This window comes from Caryophanon tenue, assembly GCF_001700315.1.
In the GTDB taxonomy this organism is placed as follows: domain Bacteria; phylum Bacillota; class Bacilli; order Bacillales_A; family Planococcaceae; genus Caryophanon; species Caryophanon tenue.
Window position 1 is genome coordinate 256419 of sequence record NZ_MASJ01000039.1, and the last position, 24928, is coordinate 281346.

Genomic DNA, 24928 nt, shown 5'->3' on the forward strand with positions numbered 1-24928 from the left:
TTGCGAAATTGCATATTTCATTGTAGCATAATTTGCTACATTGTACGCCGGTCATCACCTTCAATTAAGCGAATTGCGAGCGATTGTACCGGCACATTTTGCGCATATGCAGGTGCTACAATTTGTTGATCAATCACAATTGTTTCGGTTTGCTCTGCTCGTATCGTAATATCATATGGACCCGCTTCATTTAGCCAATGTGCAAGCGCATCATTATGTTGTTGCCCAACGAACTCCACCGAAGCTTGTACATCTTCGTCACTATAATTATGCAAAGTTAACTCACAATACAATTGCATGTCGCCCTGTTGTAATAATGTCGCCTGACAACCTGATTGCCCTTCGTCATAATGAATCGCTTGGATGCCTTGTGCAATATATGCTTGGTACATTGGAATCGCCACGCTTGGCAAGACTAAAAATAACACAAGCGGTAACACGACAGCTGCCCACTTCCACTTTTTAATCATACTTACAAAACAGACGATACTCCCAACTAACATTACTAAACTAAAAATTCCAGCCATATACAGGCCATCTGTTGTCTGTACCGGAATGGTCAACACCGATAATGTTGCATAGACATTCATGTTGTTCGGGTATGGCATCGACAGTATAAATGCTGCGACATAGAGCGCGATCGCCGCATATAAAAAAAGGCGTTTCGACACACACATCCCCCCTATCTTTCATCTATCTATCGTACCATAAAATATGCCATTTCACGTAGCAGATACGCATAACGCATACAAAAATCTGAACACAATATAAGAAAGCATCACCTCAACATTTCATGTGAGTGTGATGCTTTCTTACGAACGTTATAAGGATGTTACGTAACGATATAATCGCGCGTCAAATCAGGTCAACTTACTCGTTATGTAAATGCTAAATAAGCATAACGTGAAATATCCGGTGCTAATGCGTCCATTTCTTCCCCTGTTACCCAACGCCCTGTCGCTAATTCCACCTGTGACGAATCAACCGTTAATAAATAAAAATGACGATGTACCGCTTCTCCGCCATATGTGCCATAATCCGATGTTAAAAAACGTTGGATTGTTGCTTGTAAGCCCGTTTGTTCTTCGACTGCACGTAACACAGTCTGTGCCCACTCCTCATCATCGTTCACATGATCGTTTGGAACAAGTCCATTCGGTAACGTCAGTAAAAAATGTGCGCCTGCTTGTTCATATGTAACATAGCCGTATGCTTTGTGAATCATTAACATGCCCTCATTTCTATTTGAAAGTATACGTTGTATTCGTGAAAAATAAGGCAAAGTCCTGCAAAGCACATCAATTTTAACGAAAAAATAATGTATGCTTACGTTAATTTATATTTGGCGGTCGTTTCCTTCAAATTATTCGCGACTGCATCTAACGTTCGAACAGATTTTGTCATATCATTCATATTTTCATGCTGGATACCGGTCGCGTCCATCATTGCATCCATACTGTCGACACCTTGCTTTGTTAAATGTTCAATATGTTCAAAAGATGCCGTAATTTCTTCGGTATTCGCAGACATTACAAGCGCGGCTTCAGATACACTTTCGACTTCCTTCGCGATAATTTGTACACCATCTGAAATATTACCAAATGTCGCTTGTGCTTCGTCTACAACATGGCGACCGCTTGATACAACATTTGATGTTTGTAAAATCGCGCTCACAATTTCCGTTGTTTCTAGTTGAACGCTTTGTACGACATAGGTAATTTCATCCGCAGCTGTTTTCGACTCCTCCGCTAGCTTGCGCACTTCATCAGCAACAACAGCGAAACCTTTCCCCGCTTCTCCAGCACGCGCAGCTTCAATCGATGCATTGAGTGCTAATAAATTTGTTTGATTTGAGATGCCGGTAATCACACTCGTAAATTGACCGATTTTCCCTGACAAATTAACTAATTCTTCTGTCTTTTCAACACAAATAGCAGTTGATTGTTCAATTTGTTGTAACTGCTCGGTTAAATTAAACATAACGTTAGAGCCAACTGCCGCTTCTTGCCCCGTTGCTGCTGAGCGCTCTGCAATTTCTGAAATGGATGCGGTAATATGCTGAATATTTTGCGCTAACTCTTCAAGGGCATCTACACTATCTTCTGTACTTTGTAATTGTACATGCGAAAATTCTTTCATATTTTGTGTGCTTGCAACGATAATCGCTGTGGACTCTTCAGTCGTTTGCGCGCGCTGTGTAATTTCATTGGTCACAGCATGAATTGTCATCGATTGTGCTTGTAAATCTTTAATAATCCGTTGATAATTTTCCATCATTTGGTTAAACGACATAATGAGCTGCCCAATTTCATCGTGTGAGTCTGCTTGAATGCGTTTTGTTAAATCTGCTTCATCATGGCTCATATCATCTAGTGAATCACGAATGCTTAAAATACGCTTCACTTGTTTCGTAATCGTTACGCTTGTTAATAAAGCGATCAGAATACTCGCACCAATGGCAGCAATTATCGTCCCCCAATAAATGCTCGTTAATACGTGGGCATCTACAGCAATCACTAAATATTGACCGTTCGATAATGCCTTCACAAAATTCGTTGTACGCGTCCCGCCAACATCCCCTTTAAACGAGTGATTGTCTGCTAACGCATCTTTTGTAAATCCTGCATGTTCAAATGTATCCTCTGCTGTTGCCGCAACGATGTCACCATTATCACGGACAACAGCTGCATAAAGTACAGTGTCACTCAAATACTGTTTTAATTGTTCTATGTAAAACGTTGTCCCAATTTGTTGTTCTAAATCGAGCAAATGCTGTCCATTGCGCGCGACCTGTACAATTTGTGGCGCTGTGGCTTGCCAACCACCTACCCCGACAAATTTATAAAATGCATCATCAACAACGCGCACTTGCGCTGGCTGTACAATCGATGTCGCCACGTCCGCCTCTAATAACGCCATATATTCCGCTGCCTGACTCCCTGGCTCTGACCCGAAATTAAAGTCAATCGTTGGTGCGATTGATGTGAGTGTCGTATTGCCTTGTGCATCTGTACTCCAAATTTCATCAATGCCTGCAACTTCAGACAAACGCTTCAAATCTTCATGCGTCGTGCCTTTTGCAACAATATAAGAAGCTAACGCCGCTTGGGCAACCATTTCTTGTTCCATAATCGTTTCCGCTTGTTCACGAGCGACCATAGCGCCCTCTATCCCAAGTGCCACAGATTCAACTAACGCTTCTCCATTTTGTTCGATACTTTTATTGGTTGTCATGTAAATGAACACACTAAAAACCGCGATAATACATACTACTACAACTGTAATAGGTGCCATCATCTTTGAACGTAACGTTGTAAACATATTATACTGTCCTCCTTTTCTTCTTCCTTTATCATACGTCAAAAGATTTTATTTTTGTTAAAATTACCTAAAATTATAGGTTCAAAATATCTAAAATATTAGAATTTAGACACAAATGAGCGGAGATAATCTACATTACCTCCGCAAAAACTAATCCTTTATAACTATATCATTATCACTTATTAACGCATAGCTTATATAATCATGCGCGACACTCGTATGTTCAAAAACCGTACGTGCTTGCTTCGCTAACGCTTCACTTTGCGCCGGCAAAAATCGTGCACTAATATGCGTTAAAATTAAATATTTTGCCTCGGCATGCTTCGCTACGTGTGCCGCTTCCATATTCGTGGCATGTCCGTACTGCGCGGCTAGTTGCGCTGTCGTATCGTCAAATGTTGCCTCGTGTACAACAATGGTCGCATTTTTCGCCAATTGAATCGCTTGGTCACAATATTTTGTATCCCCAAGGATTGTTACAATAAACCCTGCTTTCGGCGACGTAACAACGTCCTTTGCATGTACGACACGCCCGTCTGCTAATGTTACGTCTGCACCATTCTTCAGCGCACCGAGTAACGGTCCTTTCGGTACACCAAGCTCATACGCTTTTTCAATTAATAATGCACCTGGCAGTTCTTTTTGCTCAATGCGGTAGCCTAAACATGGCACAACATGTTCCAGCCAAGCAGCATACACTGTAAATTGCTCGTCCTCAAAAACAATGCCTGCTTCGTCCATCTCCTCAATAAACAGTGGATACGTTAAATGCGTACCACTAATACGAATTGTCGTTTCTACCCACTCTTTAATACCACGTGGCCCGTAAATCGTTAACGGTTCAGTGCCTCCTAAAAAGCTACGTGAACCAAGTAATCCAGGTAACCCAAATATATGATCGCCGTGTAAATGCGTAATAAAGATTTTTTCGATTTTCCGTGGTTTCAGTGATGTATGTAAAATGCGATGCTGCGTTGCTTCTCCGCAATCAAATAACCACATCGTGCCACGCTCATCTAATAACTTCATCATAATCGCTGTTGTGTTGCGCTCTTTTGATGGCATTCCTGCCCCTGTCCCTAAAAATTGTAACTCCATCTATGTTCCTCATTTCTTTCCAGCGGTTTCGACATATAAGAAGCTGCCCCTGATAATAGTCTCTGGGACAGCTCTTTGTTATTCATCAAATGGTGAAAACCCCGTATCGACATAGCTTACTTCACCCGTGTCCCCATCAATTTCATCAATATGGCCACCTGTTGGCGAATCTGGGTACGTAATTAAATACGTTAATTCATATAAATTTTCTTCTAAATTTGTGCGCATAAATGCCAATGTCACATCTGCTAAATTTTGCGCGATTGCATCTGCTTCTGACAATGATAATTTCGGCTGTTCTAGTCGGCGCAATACATCGTATGGTAAAATCGCCTGTACAATTTCTAATACAACACCGGTACTGCGATGAATTGATATATCAATCGCTTTATCATGAATATACACACCGTCTACTGCATATACGAAACGGAAATTTGTATCACTCGATTCAAAGTCATCGGCAAAAAACGGGGAATGTTGTAAAATTTGCGCTAGCCCTGTTGATTCTTCGCGTTTATAATGGACCATTTCATTTCCAACAAGCACATACAGTAATTCATGTGCGCGTTGCAGTAGCACATCATCTTCAATGTATATACCTGTATCTGGAAGCTCCACTAAATGATTGTCCTCTAGCTCGAAATCTAAAATATCGTCATCGACATCTTCAAAGCTTGATAAATCAAGTTGATAATGATCATCTTCATCTGTTTGTGCAATATACCAATGCTTCATGCCGTCTAGTGACGTATCTTCCTTCACAACAACGCCTGGATATTCATTGATCATTAACACATCTAGCGGCGCATCAATTTTGGTAAGTGGCACATCATGGTAAAGCGTTTCTAATGTGTCATCTTGCGCTAAATGATTCAATGAACCATCAACATGTACGCCAAATAATTCATGGTTTTGCCCATACACATAGCGCCAGTTTTGTGTATCTAGCACTTTTTCGACAAGTAATTGCTCATGTAAAATGGCACGTGCTTGTTCCTTTGAAATACAGCTTTTTGGATAAGTAACGGTATACGGCTCTGTGAAAAACATCGCTGTAATTAAGTACCCTTCTGCATCAAGCGAAACATGCGCACCAGTATTTGGTAATGGTAAGTGATATCGCTCATCCACTTCTTCAAAAATAACCAAATAATGCGTATCAAAATTAACTAAGCTCTCTAATACAAGCCCTCGATTATCCACTTGTTCAATAAAATTTTTCGCAATGCTCGTTGCTTGCTCGGCGCTAATAGCCACGTGCTCTAGTACGGCATCTTCTGCCTCAAATAATTGAATACGCTGTAATAAGCCATCAAAGTATTCGTATTCGCCAATTGCTTCACCGGCGCGATTATAAAATACAAACAAATCGCGCTCTATTTCTTCTGTATGTGCAATGGTTTGTTGTACAAACGGCTGTAATTTTTCAATCATGTGTTCTTCTCCTTTGTCGCTTTGTGACGATTGGTGCTACTGCATGTATTGACGTTTGTTCAAGTGCTTGGGTTGCTAAGCGGTGCGCTTCGGTATTATGTGCACGTGCAATATGTTCATATTGAATGTGTAGTTGTAACTTCTCGACTAACGCATCAATTCGATTTGCCCATCGTTGAAATACAGGCTCATACACAGGCCACTCTCCAGCCATTTGCTGTAGAACGACTTGAGCATCGCCTTTTACCGTAATTGTTTGACGAGAAACACCTAAGTCTTCTAATGCTCGTATCGCTTCATAAAGTGCCACATACTCCGCTTCATTATTAGACGTAATATTGGTCATCAAATGATTTGTCCGCAAGCGCATTTTTTGCTGTTGCTTATAGTAAATGACAACACCGAGTCCTGCATGTTGTAACGCTTCATCAAATCCACCGTCAAAATAGACAACAACTTGATGCGGCTCTTCGATTAGTGCTGTTGCATATTTCTTCAGCTCTTTTAACGTCCATGTACTATCATACATATCGGTTATAGTGTAACGCTGTAAACGTCCGGTTTGCTGTAAATCTTCGAGCACCACAATCGCCTCTTCATAGGACAGCTGCTCAGAGTGAAATGTAACTGTTGCACCTTTTTTCGGTTGATACGTTATTTCTAGCGTAACATTCATCTGTACGTCCTCCTATTAGCGATTTTGTATATTCAGTGTATCACTTTTCGAAACAACACAACATAAAAAAGCAAGACGAGCACTTCGTCTTGCTTCCATTATAGAAGGATGAGATATTGTTTTTTATGTATCGTCACGTAAAAGATACGTGACATCTGTTTCTTATTCATCTTTAGCCGGAACGTTACGCTCAGTTAATTCTTTGTACCATTCGAAGTCGCCACTTTGGACAGCGACTGCCATCAGCTCTTGGATATCGTCTGAGTGTAAATGTACATCGTTATTTTCTTGTATATATTTCGCCGGTACCCAATACGCATCTTTTGACACACGTGGTAAGCGCACTAAATAACGGTTATCGGTTTCATCAGCTTTTAATACAAAACCTGGTACATTACGGTAAAGAATCCATTGTCCTACGTCAAACATATTCTCATCCCTTTCGTTCAAGGTATGAGGCTATTATAGTATAGTTTTTTCACGCACCCAAATGATTTGCTCATTGTTTAAATCTCATCAATTAGCTCTTTTTACTCACATCAAAATGAAGAAAAACATCCTTAGAAAAACTCGTATTTGCATAATATTCGTCGCTCACCATACGCTTTTTCATCCCTTTCATGACGAGCTGTTTGTCATATTTCGCATTAATATTGTCTAATAACGTTAAAATTGGTTCTTCTTGCGCATGTTGTTCAAAATTAAATAAATTTAATTGCTCCGTTCGCGCCTGTGCATCAATTACGTGACTGACTGTTACCCCTAATAAACGAATCGGTTCGCCTTGCCAGTGACGTTCCACTAACATCCATGCAACCCTACTAATCTCTTCCTCATCTTGAAGCGCATTTTGAACGGTTTGACTACGCGTATATGTTTGCCAATCAGCTGTGCGAATCATCACGCTCACCGTTGTCCCTGCGAGTGATTTCATTTGTAAACGCTTCGCTACTTTCACACTTAATCGTTTTACCGCTTCGTAAACCGCCACACGCTCCGTTAAGTTTTGGGCGAACGTTGTAGAATTCCCAACGCTTTTCGTATCATAAATCGCGAGTGGGTCTACGGCGCGACGATCCTGCCCATTTGCACGCTCATGCATTTGCTCTCCCTGCACACCAAAATGCCGACGTAATTCATGCCGTTCTGTTTGCGCAAGCTGCCCGATTGTTGTAACATGTAATGTTTTGAGCTTCTCTGCTGTTTTCGCACCTACTCCGTGCATCGCTGTTACCGGTAAGTGCCATAGCATTTGCGGAACATCTCGCTTACGTAACACCGTAATCCCCATCGGCTTCTTCATATCGCTCGCCATTTTTGCTAAAAATTTATTTGGAGCTACCCCAATCGAACATGGCAATTGTAATTCCGTGTAAATACGTTGCTGTAGCTGGTCGACAAACTGTAACGGGTGTTCCCCTACTACATCTGTAATATCCAAGTAACCTTCATCAATGGATACTGGTTGTAGTATAGGCGAAACATCCCGAAGCAACGCAAAAAAGCGCTGGGAATAGTCACGATAAGCAGGAAAGTTTGGTGCAACAATTTCTAAATGTGGGCATAAACGCAGCGCATCTCGCACATGCATCGTCGTCTTCACACCGTACGCACGCGCTTCATAGCTACAGGTAATAACAATGCCACGTCGCTGCTTTGGGTTCCCTGCAACTGCCACTGGTTTCCCTGCTAAATGTGGTTGCAATAATTGTTCAACGGAGGCAAAAAAGCTATTCAAATCAATATGCAAAATAATACGTCCACTCATCCGAATCACCTCTATACAATCCATTTTACCAAACATACATTCTTATTTGTAGTAAAATACAGTGTATCGCAATAAAAGAGCGGTAGAAGAAATGATAACATTTCCCCTACCGCTGTTCCACTGCCCATTACGTATTACCGAATCGTTAAATCCGCTATTTATCGCTCGTTTTTATTGGTCGATATACAGCTGATTTCGCCCATTTTGTTTAGCAAAATATAACGCTTCATCAGCACGTCTAAACAGCTCTTGGAATGAATTCGCCTGTACATGTTCGTTGTGTACAAGTCCCATGCTGCATGTAAGCGCTAACTCCATACCTTGTAATTGAAATGGCGTTTCATGCAGCTCTTCATATAAGCTCATAATAAAGTCTTCCGCTTGTGCAACTGGCATTGATAAAATGAGCACAAATTCATCACCACCATAACGCGCAAATAATACAGGTGCACCTTTTATTTGTTGCGCTACACGCTGAGCAAGCATTTGAATCGCTTGGTCGCCTGCTAAATGACCAAACGAATCGTTGATTTTCTTGAAATGGTCAATATCAAACACCGCACACGAACAGTTTTCATCTGTAATACGACTCATCAAAATCGTATTTTCTGCTTGTTTTTCTAAATAGTAGCGATTATATACGCCTGTTAAACTATCATAATGCGCTAACTTTTGCGCTTCTGATAAATGTAATTTCTTTACTGTTTCTTTCACCTGTGCCTTCATCGTTACATAGGCTGGGTCTGTTAATAACGTAATATAATGTTTTTGCAGCTGTGCCATTTCTTTATAACATGCCGCCTGCTCATAACGCATAATACAGTCTTCTAGCAACCAAACATAATCATCAAGCTCCAGCACTGCATAGAGTTGCTGTAGTACTTGCTCAAATCGCGCAAAGAAATCGGTCTGTGCGTGTAATGCAAAACATACACATATATCATAATACTGCGCATACATATGATATTTGCTAATTGGCAATGTCGCTAATAATGTATTGGCTTTTGTTAAGTAATATTGTGCCTGTTCAGCAAAGTTCAATTTCAATAAAACCGCAACATAGCTTACATAAAACTTTGCACGCTGTTCAACTTGTCTATTCTCTTGACCTTCCAAATAGCCTTCGATGAGTGTCGCGATCGAGAGCGCTTTATCGTCTTGACCCATACGATGGAGTAACGACATATACTGCGTACCATATTGAATAATTTCCCAGCACTCGTCCTCGTCTAAAGACATTTGTAGTAACTGTTGAAAATAGAGTTCCGCGCGTTGGTACTCCCCTGTCTTAATATGTAACGTCGCTTTTAACAATGTGTACTGCTTTTTCTGACTCGATGTCACGTTATGCGCGAATAAATAGTCATACAGTTCCACTTGTCTACATGCCATCTTATAGTCCTTTGCCTCTAAATAACAGGTAATTAGCATAATGACGTAACGAATAATATTAACGTAATCTTTTTTTATTTCTGCGTAGTGAATAAGCCGTTTATATAATGTCGCTGCCTTTGCATATTGTTTGTCATCGTATTTACTGATTGCTTCTTGTTCTAGCGTATCTATTTGTTGTAAGGCTTCATACATCCTTAAAACACTCCTAACTACCTAAAAATAAAAATAATTTTAGAACAATAGACACAATTAAAATTCTTTGTTACGGTATATTTTACACTACAGCCGTATTTTTATCCATCATTTTCCGTTAATTATCTCACAATGGTAAAAAACACATTATTCACATAAACGAACAATCGCTGTGAATAATGTGTTTTTTCGTTATTTATTTCGCAACAGTACGAACAATTTCGACTAATAAATCGGCTAGTTTTTCAAGCTCTTCAATCGGCATACGCTCATTTGTTGTATGGATTTCCTCATACCCAACCGATAAATTAACAGTTGGAATGCCAAAACCTGCAATGACGTTTGCATCGCTACCGCCACCTGAGCTACCAAGCAACGGTGTACGCCCTACCGTTTTCACTGCTTCTACTGCTACTTGGACAACTTTATCGTCTTCTGTAACAGAGAAACCAGGATACATAATTTGTATATCCACTTGTGCTTGTGCGCCAAGTTGTTGTGCCACACGCTCAAATGTTTCTTTCATATGCGCTGTTTGTGCATCTAGCTTTTCACGACGGATTGAACGCGCTTCTGCCAAAATAGAAACTTCATCACAGACGATATTTGTTGCTTGCCCGCCTTCAAAACGGCCGATATTCGCTGTTGTTTCTTCATCAATACGACCTAGCTTCATTTGGGCAATTGCTTTTGCTGCTACCGTAATCGCTGAAATCCCCTTCTCTGGTGCAACACCAGCATGTGCTGTTTTGCCAAGTACTTTTACCATTAATTTTGCTTGGAATGGCGCTGATGTTACAATGCCACCAACTTTTCCATCGCTATCAATCGCAAAGCCGTATTTCGCGTGAATATGCGCTGGGTCAAGCTCCTTCGCGCCAACTAAACCGCTCTCTTCCCCAGCTGTAATAATAAATTGAATATCGCCATGTGCAATATTTTGTTCCTTTAAACGTTTCACCATTTCTAAACTTGCCGCAATGCCCGCCTTATCGTCCGCACCTAAAATCGTTGTGCCATCTGAATAAATATAACCATCTTCGCGAATTTCTGGCTTAATGCCTTTACCAGGTACAACTGTATCCATATGCGTTGTGAAATAAATTGGGTCAACGCCGTCTTTATTACCTTTCAATGTCGCAATAATATTGCCTGCACCATGTCCATTTCGCGTATATGCATCATCTTGAAACACATCAAAACCTAACTCTTCTAATAATGATACTAATACTGGTGCAATTACTTCCTCATGCTTTGTTTCAGAATCAATTTGTACTAATTGTAAAAATTGCTCTACTACTCGACTTGTCATATGAATGCGCTCCTTCGTGTCACGAATAATTTTTGTCGTTAAATAGTTTACCATAAATCCAAATTGTTGGACATTCGTGAAGTAACATGAAATCTGTATTACTACAAATCTATTTTGTTTTATAACAGCCATATCTTTATACGTTAGAATTTTCGCACAGTTATATAAATGCGTTTCCAACGAGCAAAATTCATACACCTTCATTTTTCTGTCATAATTAAAGCGTTTTCTTTATTTTTACGCACTTTTTCTTTTGATGTTAGACCTCTTACCATGTATATTAGTGGTAATCACTCGAACGAAAAAGGAGCTTATCAATATGAATACAACAATCACTTATTATGTAGAACAGATGGAAGCAACATTATTATCAGACTTAGCGATGCAAAACGAATCAAATTTATATGACATTGCACATGATATGTTAACAACACAATCTCGTGAAGACTTCGCCTCAATTTGCCAAGCATACGAAGTTGTAAAGCATAACTTATTAGGCTAAGAAACAACTTGTTTAGTCAGAAACAATTTTTTCTTATTCATCTAAAAAAGGTATCGACGAATTCACATTCGCCGATACCTTTTTTACGTCTCTTGTGCTGGTGTTACGAGCTTGTAGTAGCAAAGCTCATCATAGTAATCACCGTTAATATATAAGGCATGTACACGACGTCCTTCATGTGTAAAGCCCATTTTATGCAAATATTGCTGCGCATATTCATTGCGCTCAAATACGATACACTCTAATCGATGAATACCTACTGTCGCAGCCCATTGTTCGATTTGTAACATAAGTGCTGCTGCAATACCTTTACGGCGAAACTTTTCGCTTACACCAATCGTTACTTCAGCAATATGCTTTGTGCGTACAAACGTTTCTGCACGGCAAATACTATAACCAATTAGTTGTTGTGCTTCTTCATAGACAAATAAAACGGCACGTGGATTTTGAATAATATCACTAATTAATTGCAGCTGTAAATCGACCGTCATATTGCGCTCTCCTGGACTTTGGCGCATAACGTTAGACTGGTCAATTTCTTTTAATAACGCTAAAAATGACTCAGCATCTTTCATTTCAATTGGTCGAATCATGCGACACTCTCCATTCATTCTCTCTTGTATAGTACATTCTAGATATGCCCCTAAAAATCCTGCATATATTGCGCTATTTTTTCGTCAATAACCATGATAAACTACGAATAACAATACGCATTATTGGGAGGTATTTTACATGTATAAATATATTTTAGTAGCTGTTGATGGTTCAGAACATGCGATGCGGGCAACAAAAGAAGCGATTAAACTCGCACAATATTGCAAAGAAACTGTCATTGACCTTGTGTATGTAGCTGATAGTCATCAAACTCGCCTCGATGTTTTACATGCTTCTTCGCTTGATACAGTCGCGTTAGAGCGACGCCAACGTATTCGTCCATATGAAATAGCACTTGAAGAAGCTGGTATTCAATTTAAATCGACTATTTTGAAAGGGCAACCTGGGCCAACAATCGTCACATACGCAAATGATCACGAAGTTGATTTAGTGGTTATCGGTAGTCGCGGGCTTAATAAAGTGCAAGAAATGGTGCTTGGTAGCGTTAGTCATAAAGTGATGAAACGAGTAAACTGTCCTGCGTTAATTGTGAAATAATATTGCGTTTGTAAATAAAACATGTCATGTAAAATCGCCCTTACGATTAGTGTACGGGGTCATTCACCATTTGAATGTGATACAATCGTGCTATTTTCGAGAAAATTTGTTGTGTAATAGTGGCGAGTGTCATAACGCCTCATCGTGCATGCTCAGCTTCACCCATCATCTGTAAATAACATCCCTTTTTGCTTGAAGCATCTGTTTGCCGTCTTCTAGTACTGGTACATGCGCCCAGTACACAAAGTCAAAGTTATACTGCATCACACATTTTAACGAACGCTATGTATCCATCATAGTTTCATCGACTAATACGATACGTGGCGGCAGTGTAACAAATCAATCACCACTCGCCCATTTCACTCAACCTGATACACGAAAACACACCTTTCAATGTTTTTTCCTAGTATAGCAACTATTGTTAGCGGCGGCTATTTTAGAAACTATAACTGCGATGAGGCAAAAAATGCTATAATTTTCGCAATACATATAAAGGAGATGCTTTCGGTGACAACACTTACTTATCGCGACGCAACACTGGATGACTTACAAACAGTCATCGATATTTATAACACGATTATTGAAGGTCGGATGGTCACAGCAGATACAGAACCGGTAACCATTCATGAACGACTTGAATGGTTTCATGCGCATAACCCTGCAACACGCCCACTTTGGATAATTGAAGGTGAAAAAGATGATATCGTGTACGGCTGGATTAGTTTTCAATCCTTTTACGGTCGCGCTGCGTATAATGGTACTGCTGAAATTTCAATTTATTTAGCAGAAAGCGCACGTGGAAAAGGACTCGGCACAACGGTACTACACTATGCACTTGAAAGAGCACCACAACTTCATATTAAAACAGTGCTTGCTTTTATTTTTGGGCATAATACGCCAAGTTTAAAATTATTTGAAAAAGTAGGATTTGAACGTTGGGCACACTTGCCACAAGTTGCACAATTAGACGATGTCGAACGTGATTTAATCATTTTAGGTAAACGCGTCGCACAATCATAAAGAGGTGGGCATATGCGTAGTTTCATTCAAACAGGCTGCTTATTTTGCGGTGCATTATGTATCCTACTTTGGGTCATAACCGGTTCTTGGCAACAAGCGCTTTATTATACCTTTTTTGCAAGTTGTGCCTATGTATTAACGGCATTTTTACCGCGTGGAAAATGAAGCTATGACGTATTTACTCCCCCTCTATTTTTTATATCATATATGACATAAAAAAAGCATCCTCCACAACTTGTCATCGTGGAAGATGCTCCTTTCTTCATTTATGTATTAGGTTTGTTGTCGTTTTAAATACACAACAAGCTCTTGTTTATAAACACCTTCGTCTTCATAGTAATCTAAACTATGAGCATCATATTTATATGCGCCTACAGGAAATGTGACACTTTCACCTTGGCATGCCGCTAACAATCCTGCCACATCATGTGACACTGTCACTAACAATTCATTTCCTGTTTCCATATCTACAAATACAACGTGCATGTGCATTCCCTCACCTTTCAAAAACTTCTATAAATAATTTTGTCAACAAAGCCACAGCCAATATAAGCGGTATAAAGCTAAACACCGGCTCTGATGTAGTCATTAATATAAAAGCTACGATATAGAGTAGAATCACACCAATTAGCATCACTATTTTCGCCATTGCTTTCCCTCTTTCCCATCGCAACATCATTTCGTATTGTACAGCAACCATACCCGTTATGCAACGGCTATTAAACCGCTTCCTACGCGATGCTAAACGCAAAAAACTACGTAGCATCATTATTCATGCTACGTAGTTTTTCATTATACTAGGCAATTAATAAGCCAATAATTGAATATAAGATAATGGCACCAAACAATACCATTAAGTAAATTAATGAATAAACGAACATTACTTTTGCCCATTTTGCATCATCTTGCAGTTTTGCGTACTTTAAGCTAATCCATAGCCAAATTGTGCTTAGTGCAACGGTTAATGCCATAATATACGGGCTAAACGCTAGCATTGAAAAGCTCACGCCGATTAAAATGACTAAATACACATTCGTTTGAATATATGTGCGTTTAAAGCCTTTTACAACCGGTAACATCGGAACATTTGCCTTTGCATAGTCGTCATGCTTACGAATCGCAATCGCGTAAAAGTGCGGCATTTGCCAAATAACCATGACAAAGAATAAGCCCCAAATTGCAGGATTCGTTAAATCACTTGATACAGCACCCCAACCAATTAATGGTGGAAATGCGCCTGAAATACTGCCGACTTCTGTATTATAAACGGTCGAGCGTTTCGTCCACATTGTATACGGTACAACATAGAAAAATAATCCTAAGAAACCAAATAATGCGGCATAAAAACTAGCACTCCATAAAAAGGCTAAACCGGCAATCATCATTACTGTTCCAAGTATAAGTGCGGCACGTTTTGAAATATCTCCCGCTACTGTCGGACGGTCCTTCGTGCGGTCCATCTTCGAATCAATATCAATATCGTATACGTTATTAAATGTACCAGCTGCACCAATGACTAAAAAGGAACCGGCAAAAGCCGCAATAATTTGCCAAATGTGTTCAAACGGATGTAAACCGTTCACATATAGCGCCATCGCTAAACCGGCAAACATCGCAAAGACATTTGATTTAATAATACCCGTTTTAATTGTTGCTGCTATAATGGCTGACATACTTTTCGGTTCAATCACAGTGTCCATATTCGTTTGTTTTAATTCACTTTTATATGAGTTATTCATGTGCAAGTCTCATTTCTATATGAATAATTGTCGTGTACATACTTTATTGACTATACCTTCTTCAGAAGAGCATTGTCAATACAATGGAGATACATGCCACAGAACTTCTACTTTTACAAAAAAGTACGAGCTAACTACTTGCTAAAAAGTCCAAAAGATGATTTATAGAAATAGCACTTCAAAGCAAAATTTTTTTCGATTATAATAAATCGAAAGACGTCGTGTAACGTTTCCAGAAAGAGAGAGAACCTTATGACAAAATTTGATGTAAAGCATTTATTAGCCGTTGTTGAACACGGCAGTTTCTCAAAAGCCGCGAAGGCACTAGATGTTTCACAGCCCTATTTAAGCAATCGTGTAAAAGCACTTGAAGTCTCTGTAGGTGTAGAATTGCTAAATCGCAAAACACATCCAATTGCCTTCACAGAAGCTGGTGAAATGTACATTACATCGGTTCAAAAACTTGAGCAAGACTATAAAATTTTATTACGAGAAATTGAGCAATTATCAGCATCTGATGACATGCGTTTAGTTATCGGGACACATCCAACACTTGCTTACATACTACGTAATATTTTACCATCTTTTTTAGCGTTATCACCACAAACCGAATTAAAAGTATCTGAGGAATTACAATTCGATTTAAACGAACATATTTTATTGAATAAAGTCGACCTTTGTTTTACAGTTCAACCCGTTATTGACCGTGCTATTGTCAGTGAACGTGTTTTGCAAGGGACACCGTATGTTTTAATTCCAAAAGGGCATCGTCTGTATAACGAACACGTTCAAGAGATAACACCATTGCCATTTGAAATGAAACAACTTGCAACCGAATCGTTTGTTTTATTAAAAGAGTCCTACGTGCTGCGCCGTGAAATTAATCATTATTTCAATCTCTTAAATATTCATCCGAAAATTTTAATGGAAACAAGCAGCATGGATACGATTTTACAATTTGTTGCCGCAAACTTAGGCATCTCGATTATTCCATCGTATGCGGTGGACTCACAAAAACTACAAAACACGAATATTTACACATTGCCACAAGATTCATTATCATGTGACGTTTATATTAACTATGCAAAAGCAAAACAATCCGACGCACTGAACCTACTTATCGAAACAACGAAATCATCATTAGCACAGTAATACTCCCTCTACTCCTAACTGTTTCCCTCATAAAACAGTTAGGATTTTTTTCTACTATGCCCATGCCGCTTACCACTCTTTGTCAAATTTCCCTCGTTATCCTTTAAGTTTTAGTTACAAGGTCGATAACAACAGTAGAATATGACCTCTTGAATATATTTGGTGTATTCAAGCTACTCGTAAAATGTTTGAAGTAAAGAGAGGACTCCAACTATGACCTATAAAAATAAATTAGCATTCGGCATGCTTGCAGCGACTGCCGTCATCGTTGCACCTATGACAGCTGAAGCATCGACATTAACATTGACACCTGATAACGTACAAAAGCCTTACACAAATGTAGCGATTAATTTTGACATCCCAGCGTTAGCAGACACGGTGTTCGTTAGTTATCAATGGTATTTAGTTAGCAGCGGAACAGAAACACCGATTGCTGGTGCGACTGATAGCATCTTACCTGTAAAAAGTAGCTATTCTGGCAAAACATTAAAAGTTGTTGCTTTAGATGAAGATGGCAATGCGTATACGGGCTATTCTTTTGTTGAGCAATTACAGCCTGCCTTTGCGCATGACAAGCCAGCAATTTTTGATAGTGCGTCAACGAGCACAACACCGATTGAAACCGCTCTACCTGCGGATATATTAAAAGCTGGTAATACTGAAATTATTGATTTATCGTCAATTTCTGCAACCATTCCTGCAACAGATGTGACGTATACATACCAGTGGTACAAATCATCTGCTTCAGGCGCATCCGAAAAAATCAACGGCGCCACAAACGAAACGTACACAATTCCTGCGTCACTCTTAGCGAATGAATCACTGATGTATATAACGGTCGAAGTAACGGCTCGTATTGGTGATGATCCGACGAATACAACACTTATTCGTACAGCGATGTCTGATAAAATTGAAATTACAGAAGCGCCTCTACAAAGAATTCGCGACGATATTGATGCGTTACGTGTAGAAAGTAATGACGATTATTATGTGTATACACAAAACTTACCTACATCCATTACGACGCCAGGCTTAGACGGCTTTATTGAGCATGTAGCCGAAATTCAAGCGCGCTATGATGAACTAACAGCATCATCAAAAGCGACAATTACGAATGCGCGTATTTTACAAAAGGCGCAATCGGATATTACGAATATCCAACAGTTCATTACACTTATGACAACAATTGAAGATAATGGTATCCCACAAGAAGGCGCATTTAACTATGCACAAGAGTTTGAAACATTTAAGGAAAATGTGACGCAAGCAGACGCTCTGTTTCAAACATTGGACCAACTTGAGTTATCCTTATTACAGTATGACCCGAACCATGCGACATTGCTAAGCGATTTATTAACGTATAAAGATGCAGCATTTGCTGGCGAATCCTATACATCAACTGTAGCAACCATTGAAAGTATTAATGCACAAATTCATGATTTATTTACGATAAATGACGATGGCTTCCGTGCGGCGTACAGCTTGCCTTTAGCCGAGTTACAAACAGAAATTACAGCAATTACCGAGCAATACCCACTCATTAATACGCGTTACCATGCATTACTTGAAAAAACAGCAATTGCCAATGCGCAAAAAGATTTGCGCGCTGTCAATAGCTTTAAAACAAAGGCTGTGCGTGTGAATGATGCGACAACATTTACAAGACAAGATATTAACAATGCCAAAACTGCGCTAGCTGCTTACATTAAGCTAACGCCACTTCAAAAATCACTTGTCACGAATGAAGAATTAACCAAATTATTAAACGCGATTACGCAAGAACAAGCAACAATCGACAATATTACATTAATGATTAAAAATTTAACGGCGACTGATGATGCGGATCGTCCGATTTATGCATTAGACGGCGCACCGATTGGTCCTCGTGACTTAGCGATATTTGAAAGTCATGTGAATGCCATTATGACTGCGTACAATAATTTAAGCTCTGTTTCTAAAAAGTTCATCCCAAACTATTTACAATTAAAAGAAGCGGTGCAATCGATTAAAGAGGCTAAGCGTGTGAACCGCCTGATTTTAGAGTTAAACCAGCATAACCCAGAAGAGCGCTATAACCGTGCTAAGGCAAAACTACAAACTGCGCAAAAAGCGTTTATGAAACTTTCATTATTAGAGCAATCGATCGTCTTTGAAAAACAAGCGCTTATCGATTATGCGGACTTAGTACAAAGCGTGAACGTCGATGTTCCGCCAGAAGAAGCAGAAATTGTCATTGCGATGATTGATGATAGCTTACCAATTTTAATCGGAGATGATGCCTATAGCTCGTATGGTGACTTAGATACATTCGTTGGCTTTGAAGCTGTTGTTAGCCAGACGAATAGCGCGTACCGTTCACTTGCGTCCAAACATCGTCGCTCGGTAACCAATGCATTAGCCGTGCAAACAGCGGTCGCGGATGTACGTGCAGTGAATGCGACACTTAAAAAAATGAATGCAGCTGAAGCAGCTATCGGGGATTTAGCGAAAGAATTTTCGCGCCTGACAACAGCTGAACGCGCCTATTATAAACTGTCGGCTGCACAGCAAACATTATTACAATTGCCATACACATTAGATGAAGACGATGAAGAAACAGATCGTGTAGAATCACCATACTCACAGTTTATGTTGCAAAAAACACAGGCAGACGAAACGATTACACAGTTAAATGAACGCATCGAAACATTAATTACGGTAGAAGGTGAACTGTCTGATACACCGCTTTGGAACAATGTAACCGATGAAGAAATGGCCGATGTTGACGGCGAAACTGTTTATCTGTATGAAGAATACTATAATGACAGCTACAGCTATGATATGCCGTTAAGTGAAATCCATGAGCTTGAACAAGGCTACAAAGATTTAGGGCCATCTTTGCAAAAATATATTGTCGATAAACCACGTTTAACGGCAGCGATTAAAGATGCCAAACTAGTCGAGTCATTTATGAATAAAGTGAACAAACTACCTGCCAGCCCGTCAGTAGACCAAAAGCAAGCGATTTTAACAGCCTTTGATAAATTAACGAGCATGCAAGTAAGCTTACTTGTCGCGACAGCTAACGCGGATGAGGATACAACAGGCGTCTATGACAAAGTGATGCAATTCGAGCAAGACATTAACGCATTAAATACTGAAACGACACAATTAACATCGATTATCGACCGCATTGTAGTGAATGAAAAATATTCAGAAGACTTTTATCATGAGATTCCAAGTGATGTCGCAATTAGTGATTTTAAAACAGCCATTGCGCAAATTAAAGCACACTATGAACGTCTTACACCGGCACAAAAGCGTCTTATCTTTAACTATAGCGTCGTAACACAAGCTGAAAAAGATATCGCACTTGCACAAAAGCTTATCGATACACAGCCACTAGACCCAGCAGTCGACGATACACCATGGCGTGAAGAATTATCGTCATTTAATACGTTAACATTAAGTGCGTATCATTTATTATTACTGAACTAATTACTAAAAAAACATCCAGCCGTACATTGGCTGGATGTTTTTCATTATTGTACTTTAAAATTTTTCGCGATAAAGTGTGCCACTGTGCTTAGTAACTGTGGATACTTTTGTTTATATTTCAATGCAAAGTATAATGTCTTCATAAAATGCAAGACCATTGTACGCGCGGTAAAATATTCACGTGTATAACCACGTTGCATTAAGTATAAATGCAGTTGGTCAAATACTTGCTCTACCCATTCACTTAACACTTCTTCTGGGAAATCCACTTCAATTAACGCTGACACGACTTCAACTAAACGCTCTTCCTCGTCATCTACAAGTACTTGCCCTTTCCAAAACACCGACTGTATACCTTGTAAAATTGGTACACCGTATTTCACTTCAAAATGGTCATGACGCACCATTAACGCTAATAAGTCGGCTGTATGTGCGATTGCATTCGCCCATCCTTTGCCATCCACATAGCCACGAATATCCTTTTCACGTTGTAAAAACTGTGTCGCCTTATCGTATAGCTGACTTTTCGCCTCATCCGTTAAATATGGCTGCATCATATCAATACGTAATAATCCTGCTAACCATAATGCCGAAAACGAACGCGTAAACACGGAATCATCCATGCGGTCGCCCATTTTATAAAATAAATACGCATCCGTTGCCAATTGTTTCATTAACGTATCCATCGTGTCAGCTGATAGTTGATTGCTTACTAATAGCTCCATAAATAAGCTATAAATGGCTTGGTCACGTAGCGCTAAATCTGGTGAACCGATATTTTCTAGCATTTGTTGTAGTAGCAACTCCCCGTGTTGCTCCATATAGTCTGCACGCTCATCATTTGATAATGCTAAAACGTCGCGAATGACTTCTTTTAATTGCTCCATACGTATGCTTTCCTCCACACTACAAATTACTCTTATTATCGCATACTCTGACAAAAAAGTGTGCAATCGAGACACCGAATTTAGCGCGCTTGCGTCTTTGTTTGCATATTATAATAGAAACCTTGCTTCTCCATCAATTGTTGATGCGAGCCTTGCTCTAAAATCTCTCCTTGCTGTAATACAAGAATTTGATCTGCTTGCTCGATTGTCTTTAAACGATGCGCGATGACAAAGCTTGTGCGCCCGTTCATTAAGTTGAGTAACCCATGCTGAATATGCACCTCGGTACGCGTATCTACATTTGACGTTGCCTCATCTAAAATTAAAATATCCGGGTCTTCTAAAATTGCGCGTGCTATCGCTAATAGCTGACGTTGCCCTTGACTTAAATTTGTGCCACCCGACGTAATCATCGTGTCATATTGATTGGGTAAATGGCGAATAAATTGATGCGCATACGCGACTTTTGCCGCTTCTTCTACTTCTTCATCTGTCGCATGTAGTTTGCCAAAACGAATATTTTCACGAATCGTGCCGCTAAATAAGTACGTATCTTGTAAAACAATGCCGACATGCTCACGCAATGAATGCATCGTGTAATCACCAATTGGACGACCATCAATCTCAATTTGTCCGCTATCGACATCATAAAAACGCGTTAATAAATTAATCACCGTCGTTTTCCCTGAACCCGTTGGACCAACAAGCGCAATCATTTGCCCTCGCTGTGCTTCAAATGAGATGTTTTTTAAAATCGGTGTGCCTTCGTTATAGCTAAACGATACGTCTTGGAAACGTACATGTCCGTCAAAATGGGTAGCGACAACAGCCCCTTGTTTATCTTGTACTTCATCGTCTTCATCTAACACGTCAAATACACGTTCTGCGCCTGCAATTGCCGCTTGGAAAATATTCAATAAGTTCGACAGCTGATTGATTGGACGGAAAAATTGGCGTGTATACGTGACGAATGCCGCAAGTACCCCAACAGTTGTGTAGCCTTGTAAAATAAAGAATGCGCCTGCCCCGATCACGAGCGTTAAACCGATACCATTCATCGCATTGTTAAACGGTCCCATCATCCCTGAAATCGTTTCGGCGTGCAGTGCCGAGTGGCGTAGCTTTTCATTTTTTTCATGGAATGTTTCACTAACATGCTGCTCTTGTCCAAATAATGTCACGACTTCTGTTCCACTAATCGTTTCTTCAATATAACCGTTAAGTGCACCTAAATCACGTTGACGCGCCTTATAATTGACACTAGAGCGTTTAATAATTTGCTTTGTGACGAACACAATAAGCGGAATAACCGTTAACGCGACAATCGCTAAACGCCATTCCATTAAAAACATGGCAACTGCCACACCGACGACCATTAAAACAGATGACAATATTTGCGTAATGCTTTGTGTCAAAGCCATGTTTAAGCTATCAATATCGTTTGTCACACGGCTCATTAAATCCCCTTGTTGCTGACGGTCAAAGAAGTGAATTGGCAAACGCTGTAGCTTTTCAAATAGCTGCTGACGTAGTCGACGAATCGTTTTTTGCGCAACAAAAATCATTGCGACCATTTGAATATACGTGACACCGAATGTCGCTACATACGTACTCCCTAAAATAAGCACCATCGTAATCGTACCTTCAATATCGAGCTTTAAAATATAATCATCAATAATCACGCCGATTAACCATGGACCGACAAGTTGTAATAATGTAAAGAGCACAACAGTCACAATCGCAACCCAAACCGCAAGTCGTTCATTGCGCATATAATGCCAAATGCGTGTAAGTGTTTGGCGTTGGTTACGTGGCTTCTCGAGGCTCATGCCGATACGTTGCCCACGCTCGACCCCTGTACGTTGTGTATTACTCACCTACGACACCTCCCTGTTGCTGCTGTGTCGCTAAAATGTCTCGGTATACCGCATTCGTTGCGACAAGCTCCTCATGTGTACCAAGCCCTACCATTTTGCCATGCTCTAGCACTAAAATATGGTCAGCATGCTGAATCGATGCAATTTTTGATGCGACGATAATGGTTGTTGTGTCGCTAAATTGTTGTGCTAACGCTTGCTGAATATGACGCTCTGAAATCGCATCGACAGCTGAAGTTGAATCATCGAGCACTAAAATTTTCGGACGACGCACAAATGCTCTTGCCATTGCTAAACGCTGACGTTGCCCACCCGATAAATTTTTGCCACCTTGTGCAATATGATGCTCCACACCATCGTCAAAACGCGATACAAATTCTGTTGCTACTGCCGTCTCCATCGCTAATGCCATGTCACTTGCTGTTGCTTGCGGTGCACCGTAGCGTAAATTATCGGCAATCGTACCGCTAAATAATGTCGCCTTTTGTGGGGCAATGCCCATCGCTTGGCGCAATGTCGTCAAATCAATTTGCTGAATCGGCTGATTGTCCATATAAATTTGACCTTGCTGCGCGTCATATAAACGCGGCAATAGCTTTGTTAATGTCGATTTCCCACTACCCGTCATACCGATGATACCGAGCGTTTCACCTGGCTTCACATGGAATGAAATATCCTCCAATACATACTCACCATTGTCATAATAGTAAAAGCTTACATTGTCAAAACGAATGTCGCCTCGCAGTGGTGTTGTTGATGCATTTGCTGTATTCGTAACGCTATTTTCCATATCCATCACAGTGTTAATACGTTTTGCACTTGGAATCGCACGCGCAATTTGAATGAGTACATTACTTGACGACATAATACCGTTCATAATAATTGTTAAATAGTTAATGAATGCTAAAATAACGCCGACTTGTAAAATACCTTCTTCTACTTTGATGGCGCCGCTCCAAAGTGCAGCCATAATGCCAATGTTAATGACAAACATGCTAAGTGGTGATAAAATGCCGACAACATGCTCAGCGCGAATATTACGCTTCATTAAGTGATAGTTAATATGCCCAAACTTCTCCATTTGCTGTGCGCTGCGGTTAAACGCCTTAATAACACGCACACCTGCTAAGTTCTCTTGCATATACGTGTTGACGCTATCAATGGCTTGCTGTACTTTCGTAAACACTTTCCCTGCGAGCGTCGTGAATACAATAATCAGTACCATTAAAATCGGTACGAGAATGAGTAAGAGTGGAAATAGTTCTCGTGCTGTGAAATAAACAACAATAATCGCACCGATAAATAATAACGGACCGCGCACAAAAATTTTCAACATCATTAAGACGGCTTTTTGCAATGTTTCAACATCTGATGTTAAATTCGTAATCAGTTTGCCGATGCCGACTTCCTCTTTGTTTTTGACTGACAGCACCGTAATAACATCGTATAAATCACGGCGTAAATCCGTCGAGAAATTAATGGCTGCGCGTGTACTAAAAATCGAGCAACCGACGCCGCCGATTAAACCAACAACCACTATGACTAATAGTAAGCCGAACATTTTATACACGTACGCTTCGTCATTATTCGCAATACCATCGTCAATAATATGTTGCATAATGGTCGGCTGTAATAAATCCATCGCGACTTCTACCACCATAAATAACGGTCCTAAAATCGCAAACGCTTTATAAGGCGCTAAATATTTTAATAATCGTAACATGTAGCTCTTCCTTTCATGTAAAATCGTATACATCCGTATACATTCATTTTTCTACTATACGCCTTTTTACGGCTTTACGTAAATAGCAATATGACAATGGTGCGCCCACAAATGATGCCGATTAAGATAAAATGAACAGCCACGTTCTTTTTCTATCGCTCATCTCGCTTATTTATCACACGGTATATATACATAAAATAAAC

The 24928-nt window shown here is 39.9% G+C and carries 22 protein-coding genes; 6 read left to right on the forward strand and 16 right to left on the reverse strand.

Annotation, left to right across the window (positions count from 1 at the left end):
* Positions 1-35: 35 nt before the first annotated feature.
* The 10 genes from A6M13_RS14420 to A6M13_RS14465 all read right to left on the reverse strand — a co-directional run bounded on the left by A6M13_RS14420 (position 36) and on the right by A6M13_RS14465 (position 11196).
* Positions 36-671: a hypothetical protein gene (locus tag A6M13_RS14420; protein ID WP_066548001.1), complete on the reverse strand. Its 636-nt coding sequence runs from the start codon at positions 669-671 to the stop codon at positions 36-38.
* A 206-nt stretch (positions 672-877) separates the two neighbouring features.
* Entirely contained in the window at positions 878-1225 is a 348-nt protein-coding gene (locus A6M13_RS14425) for an NUDIX domain-containing protein (protein WP_066548003.1), read from the reverse strand.
* Between the two features lie 101 nt (positions 1226-1326).
* Positions 1327-3321 carry a methyl-accepting chemotaxis protein gene (locus A6M13_RS14430; RefSeq protein ID WP_066548006.1) on the reverse strand — a complete coding sequence of 665 codons (1995 nt, stop codon included), beginning with the start codon at positions 3319-3321 and terminating at the stop codon, positions 1327-1329.
* A 150-nt stretch (positions 3322-3471) separates the two neighbouring features.
* The gene (gene rnz / locus A6M13_RS14435) at positions 3472-4419 is read right to left on the reverse strand and encodes a ribonuclease Z (protein WP_066548008.1); all 948 of its coding nucleotides are present in this window, start codon (positions 4417-4419) and stop codon (positions 3472-3474) included.
* Positions 4420-4497: 78 nt separating this feature from the next.
* Complete coding sequence (locus tag A6M13_RS14440) at positions 4498-5853, reverse strand: hypothetical protein (RefSeq protein WP_066548011.1); 1356 nt, start codon at positions 5851-5853, stop codon at positions 4498-4500.
* Positions 5846-6529, reverse strand: coding sequence for a reverse transcriptase-like protein (locus A6M13_RS14445; RefSeq protein WP_066548021.1), 684 nt, complete (start codon positions 6527-6529; stop codon positions 5846-5848). Before A6M13_RS14445 ends, A6M13_RS14440 begins: the two co-directional genes overlap by 8 nt.
* 162 nt (positions 6530-6691) lie before the next feature.
* On the reverse strand, positions 6692-6958 hold the full coding sequence (locus tag A6M13_RS14450) for a hypothetical protein (protein WP_066548023.1): 267 nt from the start codon (positions 6956-6958) through the stop codon (positions 6692-6694).
* A 91-nt stretch (positions 6959-7049) separates the two neighbouring features.
* Positions 7050-8297: a DNA polymerase IV gene (locus A6M13_RS14455; protein ID WP_066548025.1), complete on the reverse strand. Its 1248-nt coding sequence runs from the start codon at positions 8295-8297 to the stop codon at positions 7050-7052.
* Between the two features lie 171 nt (positions 8298-8468).
* A complete protein-coding gene (locus A6M13_RS14460; RefSeq protein WP_066548026.1) occupies positions 8469-9884 on the reverse strand; it encodes a GGDEF domain-containing protein in 1416 nt (471 codons plus the stop codon).
* A 196-nt stretch (positions 9885-10080) separates the two neighbouring features.
* Positions 10081-11196, reverse strand: coding sequence for a M20/M25/M40 family metallo-hydrolase (locus A6M13_RS14465; protein ID WP_066548271.1), 1116 nt, complete (start codon positions 11194-11196; stop codon positions 10081-10083).
* A gap of 319 nt (positions 11197-11515) precedes the next feature.
* Between A6M13_RS14465 and A6M13_RS14470 the strand changes: the two genes are divergently transcribed.
* Positions 11516-11698, forward strand: a complete 183-nt coding sequence (locus tag A6M13_RS14470) for a hypothetical protein (RefSeq protein WP_066548028.1) — start codon at positions 11516-11518, stop codon at positions 11696-11698.
* A gap of 83 nt (positions 11699-11781) precedes the next feature.
* Here the strand turns inward: A6M13_RS14470 and A6M13_RS14475 are convergent, their stop codons facing one another.
* Complete coding sequence (locus tag A6M13_RS14475) at positions 11782-12291, reverse strand: GNAT family N-acetyltransferase (protein WP_066548033.1); 510 nt, start codon at positions 12289-12291, stop codon at positions 11782-11784.
* 139 nt (positions 12292-12430) lie between these two features.
* Between A6M13_RS14475 and A6M13_RS14480 the strand changes: the two genes are divergently transcribed.
* The 3 genes from A6M13_RS14480 (at position 12431) to A6M13_RS16390 (ending at position 14035) form a co-directional block, all read left to right on the forward strand.
* Entirely contained in the window at positions 12431-12850 is a 420-nt protein-coding gene (locus A6M13_RS14480) for a universal stress protein (RefSeq protein WP_066548036.1), read from the forward strand.
* Positions 12851-13357: 507 nt separating this feature from the next.
* Positions 13358-13870 (forward strand): GNAT family N-acetyltransferase, encoded by a 513-nt coding sequence (locus A6M13_RS14485; protein WP_245669339.1) that lies wholly within the window; start codon positions 13358-13360, stop codon positions 13868-13870.
* 12 nt (positions 13871-13882) lie between these two features.
* Positions 13883-14035: a hypothetical protein gene (locus A6M13_RS16390; RefSeq protein ID WP_169817456.1), complete on the forward strand. Its 153-nt coding sequence runs from the start codon at positions 13883-13885 to the stop codon at positions 14033-14035.
* A gap of 108 nt (positions 14036-14143) precedes the next feature.
* Here A6M13_RS16390 and A6M13_RS14490 read toward each other — a convergent pair whose 3' ends face one another.
* Positions 14144-14356, reverse strand: a complete 213-nt coding sequence (locus A6M13_RS14490; RefSeq protein ID WP_066548042.1) for a thymidylate synthase — start codon at positions 14354-14356, stop codon at positions 14144-14146.
* Between the two features lie 311 nt (positions 14357-14667).
* Positions 14668-15609, reverse strand: coding sequence for a heme o synthase (gene cyoE / locus A6M13_RS14500; protein ID WP_083998386.1), 942 nt, complete (start codon positions 15607-15609; stop codon positions 14668-14670).
* 252 nt (positions 15610-15861) lie between these two features.
* Between cyoE and A6M13_RS14505 the strand changes: the two genes are divergently transcribed.
* Together A6M13_RS14505 and A6M13_RS14510 are read left to right on the forward strand one after the other, a co-directional pair.
* Positions 15862-16761 carry a LysR family transcriptional regulator gene (locus tag A6M13_RS14505; protein ID WP_066548061.1) on the forward strand — a complete coding sequence of 300 codons (900 nt, stop codon included), beginning with the start codon at positions 15862-15864 and terminating at the stop codon, positions 16759-16761.
* 213 nt (positions 16762-16974) lie between these two features.
* Positions 16975-20238 (forward strand): hypothetical protein, encoded by a 3264-nt coding sequence (locus A6M13_RS14510; RefSeq protein WP_066548066.1) that lies wholly within the window; start codon positions 16975-16977, stop codon positions 20236-20238.
* Between the two features lie 44 nt (positions 20239-20282).
* On the opposite strand, the gene A6M13_RS14515 is transcribed toward A6M13_RS14510, so the two are convergent.
* From A6M13_RS14515 to A6M13_RS14525, 3 genes are all read right to left on the reverse strand, one after another.
* Complete coding sequence (locus A6M13_RS14515; protein ID WP_066548069.1) at positions 20283-21125, reverse strand: DUF2785 domain-containing protein; 843 nt, start codon at positions 21123-21125, stop codon at positions 20283-20285.
* 80 nt (positions 21126-21205) lie between these two features.
* On the reverse strand, positions 21206-22954 hold the full coding sequence (locus tag A6M13_RS14520; protein ID WP_083998402.1) for an ABC transporter ATP-binding protein: 1749 nt from the start codon (positions 22952-22954) through the stop codon (positions 21206-21208).
* Positions 22955-22994: 40 nt separating this feature from the next.
* Positions 22995-24725, reverse strand: coding sequence for an ABC transporter ATP-binding protein (locus A6M13_RS14525; protein WP_066548074.1), 1731 nt, complete (start codon positions 24723-24725; stop codon positions 22995-22997).
* Between the last annotated feature and the right edge of the window lie 203 nt (positions 24726-24928).

What these genes read in the sequence shown, in the direction of transcription:
- A6M13_RS14510 (WP_066548066.1), top strand. Translation starts at nt 16,975, where the DNA reads ATGACCTATAAAAATAAATTAGCATTCGGCATGCTTGCAGCGACTGCC.
- A6M13_RS14430 (WP_066548006.1), bottom strand. Translation starts at nt 3,321, where the DNA reads ATGTTTACAACGTTACGTTCAAAGATGATGGCACCTATTACAGTTGTA.
- A6M13_RS14525 (WP_066548074.1), bottom strand. Translation starts at nt 24,725, where the DNA reads ATGTTACGATTATTAAAATATTTAGCGCCTTATAAAGCGTTTGCGATT.
- A6M13_RS14455 (WP_066548025.1), bottom strand. Translation starts at nt 8,297, where the DNA reads ATGAGTGGACGTATTATTTTGCATATTGATTTGAATAGCTTTTTTGCC.
- rnz (WP_066548008.1), bottom strand. Translation starts at nt 4,419, where the DNA reads ATGGAGTTACAATTTTTAGGGACAGGGGCAGGAATGCCATCAAAAGAG.
- A6M13_RS14450 (WP_066548023.1), bottom strand. Translation starts at nt 6,958, where the DNA reads ATGTTTGACGTAGGACAATGGATTCTTTACCGTAATGTACCAGGTTTT.
- A6M13_RS14445 (WP_066548021.1), bottom strand. Translation starts at nt 6,529, where the DNA reads ATGAATGTTACGCTAGAAATAACGTATCAACCGAAAAAAGGTGCAACA.
- A6M13_RS14460 (WP_066548026.1), bottom strand. Translation starts at nt 9,884, where the DNA reads ATGTATGAAGCCTTACAACAAATAGATACGCTAGAACAAGAAGCAATC.
- A6M13_RS14440 (WP_066548011.1), bottom strand. Translation starts at nt 5,853, where the DNA reads ATGATTGAAAAATTACAGCCGTTTGTACAACAAACCATTGCACATACA.
- A6M13_RS14465 (WP_066548271.1), bottom strand. Translation starts at nt 11,196, where the DNA reads ATGACAAGTCGAGTAGTAGAGCAATTTTTACAATTAGTACAAATTGAT.
- A6M13_RS14505 (WP_066548061.1), top strand. Translation starts at nt 15,862, where the DNA reads ATGACAAAATTTGATGTAAAGCATTTATTAGCCGTTGTTGAACACGGC.
- A6M13_RS14470 (WP_066548028.1), top strand. Translation starts at nt 11,516, where the DNA reads ATGAATACAACAATCACTTATTATGTAGAACAGATGGAAGCAACATTA.
- A6M13_RS14475 (WP_066548033.1), bottom strand. Translation starts at nt 12,291, where the DNA reads ATGATTCGACCAATTGAAATGAAAGATGCTGAGTCATTTTTAGCGTTA.
- A6M13_RS14520 (WP_083998402.1), bottom strand. Translation starts at nt 22,954, where the DNA reads ATGAGCCTCGAGAAGCCACGTAACCAACGCCAAACACTTACACGCATT.
- A6M13_RS16390 (WP_169817456.1), top strand. Translation starts at nt 13,883, where the DNA reads ATGCGTAGTTTCATTCAAACAGGCTGCTTATTTTGCGGTGCATTATGT.
- A6M13_RS14425 (WP_066548003.1), bottom strand. Translation starts at nt 1,225, where the DNA reads ATGATTCACAAAGCATACGGCTATGTTACATATGAACAAGCAGGCGCA.
- A6M13_RS14480 (WP_066548036.1), top strand. Translation starts at nt 12,431, where the DNA reads ATGTATAAATATATTTTAGTAGCTGTTGATGGTTCAGAACATGCGATG.
- A6M13_RS14490 (WP_066548042.1), bottom strand. Translation starts at nt 14,356, where the DNA reads ATGCACGTTGTATTTGTAGATATGGAAACAGGAAATGAATTGTTAGTG.
- A6M13_RS14515 (WP_066548069.1), bottom strand. Translation starts at nt 21,125, where the DNA reads ATGGAGCAATTAAAAGAAGTCATTCGCGACGTTTTAGCATTATCAAAT.
- cyoE (WP_083998386.1), bottom strand. Translation starts at nt 15,609, where the DNA reads ATGAATAACTCATATAAAAGTGAATTAAAACAAACGAATATGGACACT.